Raw genomic sequence first — 14743 nt, forward strand, 5'->3', positions numbered from 1 at the left:
GCGCGAGCGCATGCCCAAGCGGTTGCGCAAGCGTCTGCGTAAACGCTTGCGCAAGCGCTTACGCGCCGACCGCGTGCAGACCGCCGTCGACGTGGATGATCTCGCCGGTGGTCTTCGGGAACCAGTCGCTGAGCAGGGCGACGACACCGCGGCCGGCCGGCTCCGGGTCCTTGAGGTCCCACTCCAGGGGCGCGCGGCCGTCCCACACGGAGGCCAGCTCGCTGAAGCCCGGGATGGACTTGGCGGCCATGGAGGCGAGGGGGCCGGCGGACACGAGGTTGCAGCGGATGTTCTGCTTGCCCAGGTCACGGGCGACGTAACGGCTGGTGGCTTCCAGCGCGGCCTTGGCCGGGCCCATCCAGTCGTACTGCGGCCAGGCGAACTTCGCGTCGAAGGTGAGGCCGACGACCGAGCCGCCGTTCTGCATCAGGGGCAGGCAGGCCATGGTCAGCGACTTCAGGGAGAAGGCGGAGACGTGCATGGCGGTGGCGACCGACTCGAACGGCGTGTTGAGGAAGTTGCCGCCGAGGGCGTCCTGCGGGGCGAAGCCGATGGAGTGCACGACGCCGTCGAGGGTGCCCAGTTCCTCACCCACGAGGTCGGCGAGCCGCCCGAGGTGCTCGTCGTTCGTCACGTCGAGCTCGATGACCTTGGTGGGCTTGGGGAGCTTCTTGGCGATGCGCTCGGTCAGCGTGGGCCGCGGGAACGCGGTCAGGATGATCTCGGCGCCCTGCTCCTGGGCCAGCTTCGCGGTGTGGAACGCGATGGAGGACTCCATCAGCACACCGGTGATCAGGATGCGCTTGCCCTCGAGAATTCCGCTCATGGTGATCAGTGACCCATTCCCAGTCCGCCGTCTACGGGGATGACGGCTCCAGTGATGTACGAGGCGTCTTCCGAGGCGAGGAACCGCACCGTCGCGGCGATCTCCTCGGGCTGCGCGTACCGGCCGAGCGGCACCTGCTTCATGATCGCCTCGCGCTGCTCGTCGGTGAGCGCCTTGGTCATGTCGGTGTCGACGAAACCGGGCGCGACGACGTTGAAGGTGATGTTCCGCGAGCCCAGCTCACGGGCGAGGGAGCGCGCGAAACCGACCAGGCCGGCCTTGGAGGCGGCGTAGTTCGCCTGCCCCGCCGAACCGAGCAGGCCGACCACCGACGAGAGCAGGACGACACGGCCCTTCTTGGCGCGCAGCATCCCGCGGTTGGCGCGCTTCACGACCCGGAAGGCACCCGTCAGGTTGGTGTCCAGGACGGACGTGAAGTCCTCCTCGGACATCCGCATCAGCAACTGGTCCTTGGTGACACCGGCGTTGGCGACGAGGACCTCGACCGTGCCGTGCTCGGCCTCGATCTCCTTGTATGCCTGCTCCACCTGCTCGCTGTCGGTGATGTCGCACTTGACCGCCAGGCAGCCCAGTTCGGTGAGGACGGCCGGGGGTTCGCCCGACCGGTATGTGATCGCGACCTTGTCGCCCGCGTCGGCGAAAGCGCGGGCGATGGCAAGGCCGATGCCCCGGTTTCCTCCGGTGACGAGAACCGAGCGGCTCAACGGATCACCCTTTCGATAGCCGGTCTGGTACCTCGAAAACCTATCGGTACCGCCCGCCGTGCGGAGAATCGGGCACCGACAGTGGCTCACCCCGCCCACTGTCGGGTCCCTACAGTCGGCGCGGCCCGGACGGCCGACCGGTCCGGGCACGCGGACGGACAGCCGGTCCTCCCGTTCCCCTCTCCCGGCGACCGGAACAATCCCCGCACACGGCGCGCACGGGGCGTGTTTCACTTCGGACTGGTGTTTACGACGGACCGAAGTGAAGGGAAACCCACTCGTGCCCCACGAGGTCGATCAGTCATTCCTGGCCCTGCCCCTACGGGCTCTCGCCGACGCGGCGCTCGCGCGGGCCCGGGCGCTGGGCGCCGACCACGCCGACTTCCGGTTCGAGCGGGTGCGCGGCGCGTCCTGGCGGCTGCGGGACGCGAAGCCCGCGGGATCGTCGGACACGACCGACCTGGGGTACGCGGTGCGGGTGGTGCACGGCGGGACCTGGGGGTTCGCCTCCGGCGTCGACCTGACGATGGACGCCGCCGCGAAGGTGGCCTCGCAGGCTGTGGCGATGGCCAAGCTGTCGGCACAGGTGATCGCGGCGGCCGGCTCCGACGAGCGCGTCGAACTCGCGGACGAGCCCGTGCACGCGGAGAAGACCTGGGTCTCGTCCTACGAGATCGACCCCTTCTCCGTACCGGACGAGGAGAAGTCGGGGCTGCTGGCGGACTGGAGCGCGCGGCTGCTCGCGGCGGACGGCGTCAGTCACGTCGACGCCTCGCTGCTGACGGTGCACGAGAACAAGTTCTACGCGGACACGGCGGGCACGGTGACGACCCAGCAGCGGGTCCGGCTGCACCCCCAGCTGACCGCCGTGGCCGTCGACGGATCGAGCGGCGAGTTCGACTCGATGCGCACGATCGCGCCGCCCGTGGGCCGCGGCTGGGAGTACCTCACGGGCACCGGCTGGGACTGGGAGGCGGAGCTCGGGCGCATCCCTGAGCTGCTCGCGGAGAAGATGCGCGCGCCGAGCGTGACCGCGGGGGTGTACGACCTGGTCGTCGACCCGTCCAACCTGTGGCTGACCATCCACGAGTCCATCGGTCACGCCACCGAGCTGGACCGTGCGCTCGGCTACGAGGCCGCGTACGCCGGGACGTCGTTCGCGACCTTCGACCAGCTGGGCAAGTTGCGCTACGGCTCCGAGCTGATGAACGTCGCCGGTGACCGCACCGCCGAGCACGGGCTCGCGACGATCGGCTACGACGACGAGGGCGTCGCCGGGCAGTCCTGGGACCTGGTGAAGGACGGCACGCTCGTCGGCTACCAGCTGGACCGCAGGATCGCGAAGCTCACCGGCTTCGAGCGGTCCAACGGATGCGCGTACGCCGACTCCCCCGGCCATGTGCCCGTCCAGCGGATGGCGAACGTGTCGCTGCAGCCGGACCCCGCGGGGATGTCCACCGAGGACCTCATCGGGAGTGTCGACCGCGGCATCTACGTCGTGGGCGACCGGTCCTGGTCGATCGACATGCAGCGCTACAACTTCCAGTTCACCGGCCAGCGGTTCTTCAAGATCGAGAACGGGCGGATCACGGGCCAGTTGCGGGATGTCGCCTACCAGGCGACGACCACGGACTTCTGGGGCTCGATGGCGGCCGTCGGCGGCCCGCAGACCTACGTCCTGGGCGGCGCCTTCAACTGCGGCAAGGCCCAGCCGGGCCAGGTCGCGGCGGTCTCGCACGGCTGCCCGTCCGCCCTCTTCAAGGGCGTCAACATTCTGAACACCACGCAGGAGGCCGGTCGATGAGTCCTCGTACGAACAAGCCGCACGAGATCGTCGAGCGCGCCCTCGCCCTGTCCCGGACGGACGGCTGTGTCGTCATCGCCGACGAGCGGTCGACCGCGAACCTGCGCTGGGCGGGCAACGCCCTGACCACGAACGGCGTCACGCGCGGGCGCACGCTGACCGTGGTCGCGACGGTCGACGGCCGCGAGGGCACCGCTTCCGGAGTCGTCTCGCGCTCGGCCGTCACCGCCGACGAGCTGGAGCCGCTGGTGCGGGCCGCCGAGGCCGCGGCACGCGGCGCCGGCCCGGCCGAGGACGCGCAGCCGCTCGTCGAGGGCGTGCCCGCCTCCCCCGACTTCACCGACCCGCCCGCCGAGACCTCGTCGGCCGTCTTCACCGACTTCGCCCCGGCGCTCGGCGAATCGTTCGCACGCGCGCGTGCGGGCGGTCGCGAGCTGTACGGCTTCGCCAACCACGAGCTGGTCTCCAGCTACCTGGGGACGTCCACGGGCCTGCGGCTGCGTCACGACCAGCCCAACGGGACGCTGGAGCTGAACGCCAAGTCCCCGGACCGTACGCGTTCGGCGTGGGCCGGCCGCTCCACGCGGGACTTCAAGGACGTGGACCCGGCGGCGCTCGACGCCGAGCTGGCCGTCCGGCTGGGCTGGGCCGAGCGGCGGGTCGACCTGCCCGCCGGGCGGTACGAGACGCTGCTGCCGCCGACCGCCGTCGCGGACCTGCTGATCTACCAGCTGTGGTCGGCGGCGGCCCGGGACGCGGCGGAGGGCCGGACGGTCTTCAGCAGGCCCGGCGGCGGTACGCGCGTGGGTGACCGGCTCACCGACCTGCCGCTGACCCTGCGCAGCGACCCGAACGAGCCGGGACTCGAGAGCGCCCCCTTCGTGCTCACGCACTCCTCGGGGGACGACGCCTCCGTCTTCGACAACGGGCTGCCCCTGCGGGCCACGGAGTGGGTCCGCGAGGGCGAGCTGAAGCATCTGACGAGCACCCGGCACAGCGCGGGCCTGACCGGGCTGCCGGTGGCCCCGGGCATCGGCAACCTCGTCCTCGACGGCGGTGAGGACACGTCCCTGGAGGAGATGGTCGCCGCCACGGAACGCGGGCTGCTGCTGACCTGCCTGTGGTACATCCGCGAGGTCGACCCGGCGACGCTGCTGCTGACCGGGCTGACCCGGGACGGCGTCTACCTCGTGGAGAACGGCGAGGTCACCGGTGAGGTCAACAACTTCCGGTTCAACGAGTCGCCGGTGGGTCTGCTCGGACGGGCGACCCAGGCGGGGCGGACCGAGAAGACGCTGCCGCGCGAGTGGAGCGACTGGTTCACCCGGGCCGCGATGCCCGCGATGCGGGTGCCGGACTTCAACATGAGCTCTGTCAGCCAGGGCGTATAACCTCGATAGCCTCGCGGTCGGCCGCCCCGCCGACCGCGCGCGACCGACCGAAGACCCATCCGAAGACCGACCCCGAGATCAACCCGAAGATCAACCAAGGAGACGCGAGAACCGTGACGGACATCGTCGACGAGCTGAAGTGGCGTGGGCTGTTCGCCCTGTCCACCGACGAGAACGCATTGCGCAAGGCGCTCGCGGACGGTCCCGTCACGTTCTATTGCGGCTTCGACCCCACCGCGGCCTCGCTGCACGTCGGACACCTGGTGCAGGTCCTCACCATGCGGCGCCTCCAGCAGGCGGGTCTGCGCCCGCTCGCCCTGGTGGGCGGGGCCACGGGTCAGATCGGTGACCCGCGCCCGACGGCGGAGCGCACGCTGAACGACCCGGAGACCGTCGCCGACTGGGTCGGCCGGCTGCGCGGGCAGATCGAGCCGTTCCTGTCCTTCGAGGGCGAGAACGCCGCGGTGATGGTGAACAACCTGGACTGGACGGCCGGCCTGTCGGCCATCGAGTTCCTGCGGGACATCGGCAAGCACTTCCGCGTCAATAAGATGCTCACCAAGGACTCGGTCGCCCGGCGCCTGGAGTCCCAGGAGGGCATCAGCTACACGGAGTTCAGCTACCAGCTGCTCCAGGGCATGGACTTCCTGGAGCTCTACCGGAGGTACGGCTGCACGCTCCAGCAGGGCGGCAGCGACCAGTGGGGCAACCTCACGGCGGGCCTCGACCTGATCCACCGGCTGGAGCCGGACGCCCAGGTCCACTGTGTCGCGACGCCGTTGATGGTGAAGGCGGACGGCACGAAGTTCGGCAAGACCGAGGGCGGGGCCGTCTGGCTCGACCCGCAGATGACGACGCCGTACGCGTTCTACCAGTTCTGGCTGAACGTGGACGACCGTGACGTCTCGACGTACATGCGCATCCTGTCCTTCCGGTCCCGGGAGGAGCTGGAGGAGCTGGAGAGGCAGACCGAGGAGCGGCCGCAGGCCCGGGCCGCGCAGCGGGCGCTCGCGGAGGAGCTGACGACGCTGGTGCACGGCGCCGACCAGACCGCGGCCGTCATCGCCGCGTCGCGCGCGCTCTTCGGGCAGGGCGAGCTGGCCGAGCTCGACGCGGCGACGCTCACCGCGGCGCTGTCCGAGCTGCCACGGGTGCGGGTGGCCGAGGCGGGGGCCGTGGTGGACCTCTTCGCCGAGGTCGGGCTCGTGGCCAGCAAGTCCGCTGCCCGGCGCACGGTCAAGGAGGGCGGGGCGTACGTGAACAATGTGAAGGTCGCCTCGGAGGACGCCGTTCCCGGTGCCGACGATCTGTTGCACGGGCGGTGGCTGGTGCTTCGGCGGGGCAAGAAGAACCTTGCCGCCGTGGAGGTCGCGCCGTAGGGTGCACCTCTCCTCGGCGGGGCCGGCGGTTGGGTCGGGTGCGGGTGCGTCGGGGTTGGCCGCGCAGTTCCCCGCGCCCCCGGCGGCCTGCGCCGCCCGAAAATGCGAAAAGCCAAAAGCGAAAGCACTGGCAGAAGCAGAAGCACACGCAGAAGAGGACGGACCCTGTCGGTCCGTCCTCTTCCGCATTCGTGCTCAGGTCAGGTTCTTTGTTTGTTGCTCTTCATCATTGTGTAGAGCATGTCGCCCAGGAAGACGATGACCACCGCGGCGGCGAGCTGGAGCGCGTGGCGCCCCCAGTCGATACCACTGGTCTCGCCGATGCCGAAGCCGCGCGCGATCGCGTTGCCGACGATCGCGCCGATGATTCCGAAGATCGTGGTGAGCCAGAGCGGACTGTGCTGCTTGCCCGGAATGATCGCCTTGGCGAGCAAGCCCAGTACGAATCCCACGATGATCGCCCACAACCAGCCCATGGCTGCCTCCTATACGGCTCTGCTCGAGCATTACGCCCAGTGTCGACCCGTGTGCCGTACGGCGCATGTCGGGCACGGCCATACGCGGCAGGGCGCAGTCGTACCGGCCGGGATCGAGGGGCCGACCCGGTCTCGTAAGCGGCTCGACCGGGGCGTACCGTTGTTTCCTGTACGGGCCGGGCAGTGTCCGATGCGGGCGGGTGGTGGAACGTGATGCGGAAGCAGAGCGACGTCGAGGTCTTCCGGATCACGGGAGCCAGACAGGGGCTGGCCGACGATGTACGCGGCCGGCAGCGCCGCTACATCATCTCGATGTCCGTCCGTACGGTGTCCGTCGTCCTCGCGGCCACCCTGTGGAACGTCGAACGGCATGTCGCCGTCGTCGCGCTGGTGCTGGGAGTGCTGCTCCCCTACGTCTCCGTGGTGATCGCCAACGCGGGCCGGGAGAACGCGCCCTCGTTGCCGTCCACCTTCGTGACCGCGCCCACCCGTCCGATGCTGGCCGGGTCACCGGTGGGCGGCGTCGCGGAACCCGTCCCGGAAGACCTGAGGGCCGATCCCGGCGCCCGTCTGCGGGACGAACCGCACGAGCGGTCCTGAGCACGGGAGATCCGCCGGAAGCGGAATGCGAACCCCCTGCCAAGCTCAAGAAAAGCTCAGATCAATCATGTTGTTCCGTTGCCGGGCGATGGGATGGCCGTGACATACTTGGTACGCGCTCCGCATCCCCCGTCGGAGCGACAGACCGACGCCGGGCAGCTCCCCCCGTGGCTGCTCGGCGTCGCCTTTTATGACTCGTTCGGACTCGACTAGTGTCGAGGACGTGATCCTGAACGTCCCCGGTTCCGACCAGTCGCTCCCGTCCTCCCCCGTCTGCTCCGCCAAGGGCTGCCGGGCGGACGCCGTGTGGGTGCTCGCCTGGAACAATCCGAAGCTGCACACACCGGAGCGGCGCAAGACGTGGCTCGCGTGCGAGGAGCACCGCGACCACCTGTCGAAGTTCCTGGGCGTACGCGGCTTCCTGAAGGACGTGGTCCTCCTTACGGAGTGGCAGTCCGAGTCAGGGTCCGAATCGGGGTCGGCGTCCGGGTCCGCGGAGCGACCGACCGACGAGTAGAGCGGTCGGCCGCCGGGTGAGTGGTCGGCCGCCGCCCGCGCGCCGGGCGGTCAGCCGCCGATCGCCGACATCGGGCGGTCCGGCTGTACGAACGAGGGGTCGTCCAGCCCCGCTCCGGCCTTCTTGCCCCACATCGCCAGCCGCCAGATCCGGGCGATCTCCTCGTCCGGCGCGTCCGAGCGCAGCGCCGCCCGCAGGTCGGTCTCCTCCCTGGCGAAGAGGCAGGTACGGACCTGTCCGTCGGCCGTCAGGCGCGTACGGTCGCAGGCCGAGCAGAACGGGCGGGTGACCGAGGCGATCACGCCGACCCGGTGCGGTCCGCCGTCCACGGTCCAGCGCTCGGCGGGCGCCGAACCCCGTTCTTCGGATCCTTCCTCCGTGAGCTCGAAGCGCGTCCGCAGAGAGGTGAGGATGTCACCGGCGGTGACCATGCCCTCACGCTTCCAGCCGTGCTGCGCGTCGAGGGGCATCTGCTCGATGAACCGCAGTTCGTAGTCGTGCTCCACGGCCCAGGCGAGGAGGTCGGGCGCCTCGTTCTCGTTCAGGCCCGGCATCAGGACGGAGTTGACCTTGACCGGGGTCAGTCCCGCGGCGCGGGCCGCTTCGAGGCCCTCGATGACGTCCTTGTGGCGGTCACGGCGGGTCAGGGTCTTGAAGACGTCCGGGCGCAGGGTGTCCAGTGAGACGTTGACCCGGTCCAGGCCCGCGGCCTTCAGGGCGGTCGCGGTGCGCTTGAGGCCGATGCCGTTCGTCGTGAGGGACATCTGGGGACGGGGGCCGAGGGCGGCCACCCGCTCGACGATCCCGACGAGGCCCGGGCGCAGCAGGGGCTCACCGCCGGTGAAGCGGACCTCGGTGATGCCCAGCCGGGTCACCGCTATGCCGATGAGGCGGACGATCTCGTCGTCCGTGAGCAGGTCGGGCTTGGCCAGCCACTGCAGGCCCTCCTCGGGCATGCAGTACGTACATCTGAGGTTGCACCGGTCGGTCAGCGAGACCCGCAGGTCGGTGGCGACTCGGCCGTAGGTGTCGATGAGCACGTGGGCCCCCTCCCTCGATGCGGACCGCGACACGGGCCCGACAGCTTCGAACGGTCCGACAGCCTCGAACGACCGAACAGCGTCGAACGATCAGTCGACCCGATACCAGCGAGCCTACGTGACGGCACCGACAACACGGAGGTCTTGATGCCACGAGACGCACCGCGGCCGCGTCGTAGGGAGCTACGACGCGGCCGCGGTGCGTCACGGTCGGTGCACGACAGTCGGTGCGCGACGGTCAGTGCGCTCCGGTTCCGGTGAGGGACCGGACCTCCAGCTCGGCGTACTTGCCGGCGTCCGGCTCCTCCTTGGACAGGAGGGTGCCGAGGAAGCCCAGCAGGAAGCCGACCGGGATCGAGATGATGCCCGGGTTCTCCAGCGGGAACCAGTGGAAGTCGACGTCCGGGAACATCGAGGTGGCCTTGCCGGAGACCACCGGCGAGAAGAGCACCAGGCCGACCGCCGTGACGAGGCCGCCGTAGATCGACCACAGCGCGCCCTGGGTGGTGAACCGCTTCCAGAAGAGGCTGTAGAGGATCGTCGGCAGGTTGGCGGAGGCGGCCACCGCGAAGGCGAGGGCGACCAGACCGGCGACGTTCAGGTCGCGGGCCAGGGCGCCCAGGCCGATGGAGACGACACCGATACCGATGGTGGCGTAGCGGGCGGCGTTGATCTCCTGCTTCTCGGTCGCCTGCCCCTTCTTGATGACGTTCGCGTAGATGTCGTGGGCGAACGACGAGGACGAGGCCAGGGTCAGGCCGGCGACCACGGCGAGGATCGTGGCGAAGGCCACCGCGGAGATCGTGGCGAGCAGGATCGCGCCCCAGGCCGAGTCGACGCCGCCCAGGTGCAGGGCGAGGAGTGGCGCCGCCGTGTTGCCCGCGGGGTTGGACTCGACGATCTCCGCCTTCGAGATGAGGGCCGCCGCGCCGAAGCCGAGCGCGATGGTCATCAGGTAGAAGCCGCCGATGATGCCGATGGCCCAGTTCACGGACTTCCGCGCGGCCTTGGCGTTGGGCACGGTGTAGAAACGGATCAGGATGTGCGGCAGGCCGGCCGTGCCCAGCACCAGGGCGATGCCCAGCGAGATGAAGTCGATGCTGGAGGTGGTGGTGAGCCCGTACTTCAGGCCGGGCTCCAGGAAGGCCGCCCCTTGGCCGCTGTTCTTGGCCGCCGAACCGAGCAGGTCGGAGACGTTGAAGTCGAACTTGAGCAGCACGAGGAAGGTGATGAGCAGGGTGCCGCTGATGAGCAGCACGGCCTTGACCATCTGGACCCAGGTGGTGCCCTTCATGCCGCCGATGGTGACGTACACGATCATCAGGACGCCGACCAGGGCGACGATGCCGACCTTCCCGGCGTCGCTGGTGATACCGAGCAGCAGCGAGACCAGGACGCCCGCGCCCGCCATCTGGGCCAGCAGGTAGAAGATCGAGACGACGATCGTGGAGGTGCCGGCCGCCGTACGCACCGGGCGCTGGCGCATGCGGTAGGCGAGGACGTCGCCCATCGTGTAGCGGCCGGAGTTGCGCAGCGGCTCGGCGACCAGGAGCAGCGCCACCAGCCAGGCGACGAGGAAGCCGATGGAGTACAGGAAGCCGTCGTACCCGAAGAGCGCGATGGCGCCCGCGATGCCGAGGAACGAGGCGGCGGACATGTAGTCGCCGGAGACGGCGAGCCCGTTCTGGAAGGCGCTGAACTGACGGCCGCCCGCGTAGAAGTCGGCGGCGTCCTTGGTCTGGCGGCCCGCCCATACCGTGATGATGAGGGTCGCGACGACGAAGACCGCGAACAGGGAGATGATCAGCGGCCGGTGCTCGCTGGCCTCCCCCGCCGCGAGGTGCGCCTGTGCGAGCTGGACCTGGGTGATCGCGGGGCTCATGCGCCGCCCTCCATCCGGGACTTGATCGCCTCGGCCTTGGGGTCGAGCTTGGCGGAGGAGTGCCGCTCGTACCACCAGGCGATGAGGAACGTGGTGAGGAACTGGGCGAGGCCCAGGACGAAGGCGACGTTGAAGTTGCCGAACAGCTTGGTGCCCATGAAGTCGTCCGCGTAGATCGACAGCAGGACGTACAGCAGGTACCAGCTGATGAAGCCGACCGTCAGCGGGAAGGCGAAGGAGCGGTGGGCGCGGCGCAGTTCACCGAACTCGGCGCTCTCCTGCACCTCTACGAACTCCGCTGTGGACGGGAGATGAGGTTCGGCTTTCGAGGGGGGCGGTGCGTCGGTGGCCACGGAGTCTCCTCGCGTTGCGGGTGCGGGTGGGGCGTCGGTGGGCGGCGGGCCGGGATCCGGGGGCGGGCCGGCGCCGGGGGACGGGCTCGGTTCGGGCATGGCTGGTTTCTGACCTCACGGTGACGTGGATCACGTGGTCCGGATGGCGATGTCAGGTGCCCCGGGCGTGATCCAACAGGGGGCTCGACGGTGCTCGTGCTCCCTGCTCAACGTCACGGCGCCGCACGAGGAGCGGTTCAACTCCGGACACTTCTTTCGGAACTCGTCCCGGGCGTTTCACAAGACATCCCCGTAAGTCATTGCTGGCCAGGGATGCCGGGAGATAGCTTCGGCCCAGCACTACCCCGTCATGTACCTGCCCGAGCACCACCTGTGTTCGGGCCGGTGCCTTTTCCGGATGATGTGGAGACCCCATGGCTCATCTGCGCTCCAGACGCCGTCTCGCGCTCGCCGTGCCCGTCGCGCTGTCCCTGACCGCCTCGCTCGGCTTCCTGCCGGGCATCGCGTCGGCCGCTTCGCCGTCCGCGCCCGCCGTCACCGCGGCCGACGGACCGAACCTCGCGTACGTGGTCAACACGAAGACCGACCACCGCACGATCGCGTCGGTCAAGAAGGCGGTCGCCGCGGCCGGTGGCACCGTCGTCGCCACGTACGACAGGATCGGCGTCATCGTCGCCCACTCGGCCGCCCCGGAGTTCGGGGCGCAGATGCGTGCCGTGCGCGGTGTCCAGTCCGCGGGTGCCACGCGTACGACCCCGCTGACCGCGGCGGGTACGACGGACGAGGGCGCCGTCGACTACCTGTCGGCCGCCGAGGCCGCCAAGGTGAAGGCCGCGGCCACCCCCGCGAGCGAGCCTCTCGAGGCCGACCAGTGGGACCTGCGCGCCATAGGCGCGGACAAGGCCGCGAAGATCAACCCGGGCAGCAGGAAGGTCACGGTCGCCGTGATCGACACCGGTGTCGACGACACGCACCCGGATCTGGCCCCCAACTTCTCCGCCTCGCAGTCCGCGAACTGCGTGGGCGGCGTGGCCGACACGAGTGCGGGTGCCTGGCGTCCGTACACCGCCGCCGACTACCACGGCACGCATGTCGCCGGTGAGATCGCCGCCGCCCGCAACGGTGTGGGCGTGGCGGGCGTCGCGCCCGGCGTGAAGGTCTCCGGCATCAAGGTCAGCGACCCGGACAACGGGCTCTTCTACCCGGAGAGTGTCGTCTGCGCCTTCGTCTTCGCCGCCGACCACGGCGTGGAGATCACGAACAACAGCTACTACGTGGACCCGTGGCTCTACAACTGCATGGACGACCCCGACCAGCGGGCGATCGTCGACGCGGTGAACCGGGCCCAGCTGTACGCCCAGAAGAAGGGCACCCTGCACCTCGCGTCGGCCGGCAACTCCAACCACGACCTGGACTCGGACGCCATCGTCGACGCGTCCAGCCCCGACGACTCGACGCCGGTCACCCGCACGATCGACCCGCACGAGTGCTACGACGTACCGACCCAGCTGCCGGGTGTCGTCACGGTCAGCGCGACCGGCGTGCAGAACCTCAAGTCGTACTACTCGACGTACGGCAAGGGTGTCATCGACGTCGCGGCGCCCGGTGGTGACGGCCGCTACCAGATCCCGGACACCCCGTCGAAGAACGGCCGCATCCTCTCCACGATGCCGAACAACCAGTACGGCTTCCTGCAGGGCACGTCGATGGCGTCGCCGCACGCCGCGGGTGTCGCCGCGCTGCTGAAGTCCGAGCACCCGTGGGCGGGTCCGGCCCAGCTGCAGGCGCTGCTGAAGGCGCAGGCGGACAACCCGGGCTGCCCGGAGTCGTACGACCAGGACGGCAACGGCACCCAGGACGCCACCTGTGAGGGCGGCAAGCGGGTGAACGGCTTCTACGGCTTCGGCATCGTCAACGCGCTGAAGGCGGTCAAGTAGCCGTCACCTCCCAGGACTTCCCGCACGGTACGGCCCGCACGAACTCGCGAAGAAAACGAACTGGAGACAGCATGACCGCGTCCACCACGCGCTCGCGCCGCGTCATAGCCATCCCGCTGGGAATGGCCATGGCCACGGCTCTCGCCTTCCTGCCGAACGTCAGCGCGTCCGCGGCCCCGCCCGCCGACGCGGCCGACGCCGCCGCGCGGATCTCCGCGGAGGCCACCCCGCTGAGCTATGTCGTCAACGTCCGCTCCGGGCACGGCGTCTCCTCCCAGGTGAAGAAGGCCATCACCAGGGCCGGCGGCACGATCGTGACGTCGTACGACCGGATCGGCGTGATCGTCGTCCACTCGTCGAACGCGGACTTCGCCAAGACCATCCGCAAGGTGCGCGGGGTGGAGTCGGCGGGCTCGACGCGTACGGCGCCGCTGCCCGCGCAGTCCACGACCGACGTCGGCACCCCGAAGGTCCTCACCGCGGAGCAGGTCGCGGACGTCGAGGCCGCGGCCGGACAGGACCCGCTGGAGCCCCTGCAGTGGGACCTGCCCGCCATCAAGGCGGACAAGGCCCACGAGAAGACGCTCGGCAGCAAGAAGGTCACCGTCGCCGTGATCGACACCGGCGTCGACGACACGCACCCCGACATCGCGCCGAACTTCGACCGCGAGGCGTCCGTCAACTGCGTGACGGGCAAGCCGGACACGACCGACGGGGCCTGGCGGCCGAGCGCGGCCGAGAGCCCGCACGGCACGCACGTGGCGGGCGAGATCGCCGCCGCGAAGAACGGCGTCGGCGTCACCGGCGTCGCGCCCGGCGTGAAGGTCTCCGGCATCAAGGTCTCCACCACGGCCGGCTTCTTCTACACGGAGGCCGTCGTGTGCGGCTTCATGTGGGCGGCCGAGCACGACGTGGACGTCACGAACAACAGCTATTACACCGACCCGTGGTACTTCAACTGCAAGAACGACCCGGACCAGAAGGCGCTCGTCGAGGCCATCACCCGGGCGTCGCGGTACGCGGAGAAGAAGGGCACGGTCAACGTCGCGGCGGCGGGCAACGAGAACTACGACCTCGCCGCGGACTCGATCACCGACCCGACCTCGCCCAACGACACGACTCCGGGTGAGCGTGTCATCGACCCGTCCGAGTGCCTCGACATCCCGACGCAGCTGCCGGGTGTCGTCACGGTCTCCTCGACCGGCGCGAAGGGCATCAAGTCGTCCTTCTCCAACCACGGCCTGGGCGTCATCGACATCGCGGCCCCCGGCGGCGACTCGACGCGCTACCAGACCCCCGCCCCGCCCGCCACCAGCGGCCTGATCCTCGGCCCGCTGCCGGGCGGCTCGTGGGGCTACATGGCCGGTACGTCGATGGCGTCGCCGCACGTCGCGGGCGTCGCCGCGCTCATCAAGTCGACGCACCCGCACGCCTCGGCGGCCCTGGTCAAGGCGCTGCTGTACGCGGAGGCCGACGCCACGCCGTGCACGGACCCGTACGACATCGACGGCGACGGCAAGATCGACGCGGTCTGCGAGGGTTCGAAGAACCGCAACAGCTTCTACGGCTGGGGCACCGCGGACGCGCTGGACGCCGTGACGAAGTAGGCGACACCGACGGCACCAGGTGAGGGGCCGGGCGGCCGTGTGCCGCCCGGCCCCTCCGTCGTGTGCCGGGTTCGCCGCGCCGCCCTTGAGTCAGGGACCGGCCGCCCGCGTATGAATGGGCGGATTGCCCGTGAGCGGGGGAATGCCGCCGCTTCGGCCGTTTCCGGGACTTGCCCCGGTCCGGGTCCACTGGTGAAGATCTTGAG

Annotated in this window: 13 protein-coding genes; 7 read left to right on the forward strand and 6 right to left on the reverse strand. The window is 69.8% G+C overall.

Annotation, left to right across the window (positions count from 1 at the left end; translation table 11 throughout):
- Window positions 1–58: 58 nt before the first annotated feature.
- Both fabI and fabG read right to left on the reverse strand, forming a co-directional pair.
- Window positions 59–826: an enoyl-ACP reductase FabI gene (fabI, locus tag ACFYXC_RS22200; protein ID WP_388915520.1), complete on the reverse strand. Its 768-nt coding sequence runs from the start codon at window positions 824–826 to the stop codon at window positions 59–61.
- A 5-nt stretch (window positions 827–831) separates the two neighbouring features.
- Entirely contained in the window at window positions 832–1551 is a 720-nt protein-coding gene (gene fabG, locus ACFYXC_RS22205) for a 3-oxoacyl-[acyl-carrier-protein] reductase (RefSeq protein WP_388915517.1), read from the reverse strand.
- Between the two features lie 280 nt (window positions 1552–1831).
- Between fabG and ACFYXC_RS22210 the strand changes: the two genes are divergently transcribed.
- The 3 genes from ACFYXC_RS22210 (at window position 1832) to tyrS (ending at window position 6125) form a co-directional block, all read left to right on the forward strand.
- On the forward strand, window positions 1832–3355 hold the full coding sequence (locus ACFYXC_RS22210) for a TldD/PmbA family protein (RefSeq protein ID WP_389553762.1): 1524 nt from the start codon (window positions 1832–1834) through the stop codon (window positions 3353–3355).
- A complete protein-coding gene (locus ACFYXC_RS22215) occupies window positions 3352–4746 on the forward strand; it encodes a metallopeptidase TldD-related protein (protein WP_389553763.1) in 1395 nt (464 codons plus the stop codon). The genes ACFYXC_RS22210 and ACFYXC_RS22215 overlap by 4 nt, the downstream gene beginning before the upstream one ends.
- Before the next feature lie 113 nt (window positions 4747–4859).
- Window positions 4860–6125: a tyrosine--tRNA ligase gene (gene tyrS / locus ACFYXC_RS22220; RefSeq protein WP_389553764.1), complete on the forward strand. Its 1266-nt coding sequence runs from the start codon at window positions 4860–4862 to the stop codon at window positions 6123–6125.
- 200 nt (window positions 6126–6325) lie between these two features.
- Here the strand turns inward: tyrS and ACFYXC_RS22225 are convergent, their stop codons facing one another.
- Complete coding sequence (locus tag ACFYXC_RS22225) at window positions 6326–6601, reverse strand: GlsB/YeaQ/YmgE family stress response membrane protein (RefSeq protein ID WP_388915504.1); 276 nt, start codon at window positions 6599–6601, stop codon at window positions 6326–6328.
- A 213-nt stretch (window positions 6602–6814) separates the two neighbouring features.
- Between ACFYXC_RS22225 and ACFYXC_RS22230 the strand changes: the two genes are divergently transcribed.
- On the forward strand, window positions 6815–7201 hold the full coding sequence (locus ACFYXC_RS22230) for a DUF3099 domain-containing protein (RefSeq protein ID WP_388915501.1): 387 nt from the start codon (window positions 6815–6817) through the stop codon (window positions 7199–7201).
- Window positions 7202–7391: 190 nt separating this feature from the next.
- On the forward strand, window positions 7392–7718 hold the full coding sequence (locus tag ACFYXC_RS22235) for a hypothetical protein (protein WP_389553765.1): 327 nt from the start codon (window positions 7392–7394) through the stop codon (window positions 7716–7718).
- Window positions 7719–7768: 50 nt separating this feature from the next.
- On the opposite strand, the gene moaA is transcribed toward ACFYXC_RS22235, so the two are convergent.
- The 3 genes from moaA to ACFYXC_RS22250 all read right to left on the reverse strand — a co-directional run bounded on the left by moaA (window position 7769) and on the right by ACFYXC_RS22250 (window position 10993).
- The gene (gene moaA, locus ACFYXC_RS22240) at window positions 7769–8758 is read right to left on the reverse strand and encodes a GTP 3',8-cyclase MoaA (RefSeq protein WP_389553766.1); all 990 of its coding nucleotides are present in this window, start codon (window positions 8756–8758) and stop codon (window positions 7769–7771) included.
- Window positions 8759–8996: 238 nt separating this feature from the next.
- Window positions 8997–10640 carry a cation acetate symporter gene (locus tag ACFYXC_RS22245; protein WP_389553767.1) on the reverse strand — a complete coding sequence of 548 codons (1644 nt, stop codon included), beginning with the start codon at window positions 10638–10640 and terminating at the stop codon, window positions 8997–8999.
- Entirely contained in the window at window positions 10637–10993 is a 357-nt protein-coding gene (locus tag ACFYXC_RS22250) for a DUF485 domain-containing protein (RefSeq protein ID WP_388915489.1), read from the reverse strand. Before ACFYXC_RS22250 ends, ACFYXC_RS22245 begins: the two co-directional genes overlap by 4 nt.
- Before the next feature lie 413 nt (window positions 10994–11406).
- Between ACFYXC_RS22250 and ACFYXC_RS22255 the strand changes: the two genes are divergently transcribed.
- Window positions 11407–12930 (forward strand): S8 family serine peptidase, encoded by a 1524-nt coding sequence (locus ACFYXC_RS22255; RefSeq protein WP_389553768.1) that lies wholly within the window; start codon window positions 11407–11409, stop codon window positions 12928–12930.
- Between the two features lie 71 nt (window positions 12931–13001).
- Window positions 13002–14537, forward strand: a complete 1536-nt coding sequence (locus tag ACFYXC_RS22260; RefSeq protein WP_389553769.1) for a S8 family serine peptidase — start codon at window positions 13002–13004, stop codon at window positions 14535–14537.
- Window positions 14538–14743 lie beyond the last annotated feature (206 nt).

The sequence above is a fragment of the Streptomyces sp. NPDC002701 genome (genome assembly GCF_042889045.1).
GTDB lineage: Bacteria > Actinomycetota > Actinomycetes > Streptomycetales > Streptomycetaceae > Streptomyces.

What these genes read in the sequence shown, in the direction of transcription:
- ACFYXC_RS22255 (WP_389553768.1), top strand. Translation starts at nt 11,407, where the DNA reads ATGGCTCATCTGCGCTCCAGACGCCGTCTCGCGCTCGCCGTGCCCGTC.
- ACFYXC_RS22225 (WP_388915504.1), bottom strand. Translation starts at nt 6,601, where the DNA reads ATGGGCTGGTTGTGGGCGATCATCGTGGGATTCGTACTGGGCTTGCTC.
- fabI (WP_388915520.1), bottom strand. Translation starts at nt 826, where the DNA reads ATGAGCGGAATTCTCGAGGGCAAGCGCATCCTGATCACCGGTGTGCTG.
- ACFYXC_RS22235 (WP_389553765.1), top strand. Translation starts at nt 7,392, where the DNA reads ATGACTCGTTCGGACTCGACTAGTGTCGAGGACGTGATCCTGAACGTC.
- ACFYXC_RS22245 (WP_389553767.1), bottom strand. Translation starts at nt 10,640, where the DNA reads ATGAGCCCCGCGATCACCCAGGTCCAGCTCGCACAGGCGCACCTCGCG.
- ACFYXC_RS22215 (WP_389553763.1), top strand. Translation starts at nt 3,352, where the DNA reads ATGAGTCCTCGTACGAACAAGCCGCACGAGATCGTCGAGCGCGCCCTC.
- ACFYXC_RS22260 (WP_389553769.1), top strand. Translation starts at nt 13,002, where the DNA reads ATGACCGCGTCCACCACGCGCTCGCGCCGCGTCATAGCCATCCCGCTG.
- ACFYXC_RS22230 (WP_388915501.1), top strand. Translation starts at nt 6,815, where the DNA reads ATGCGGAAGCAGAGCGACGTCGAGGTCTTCCGGATCACGGGAGCCAGA.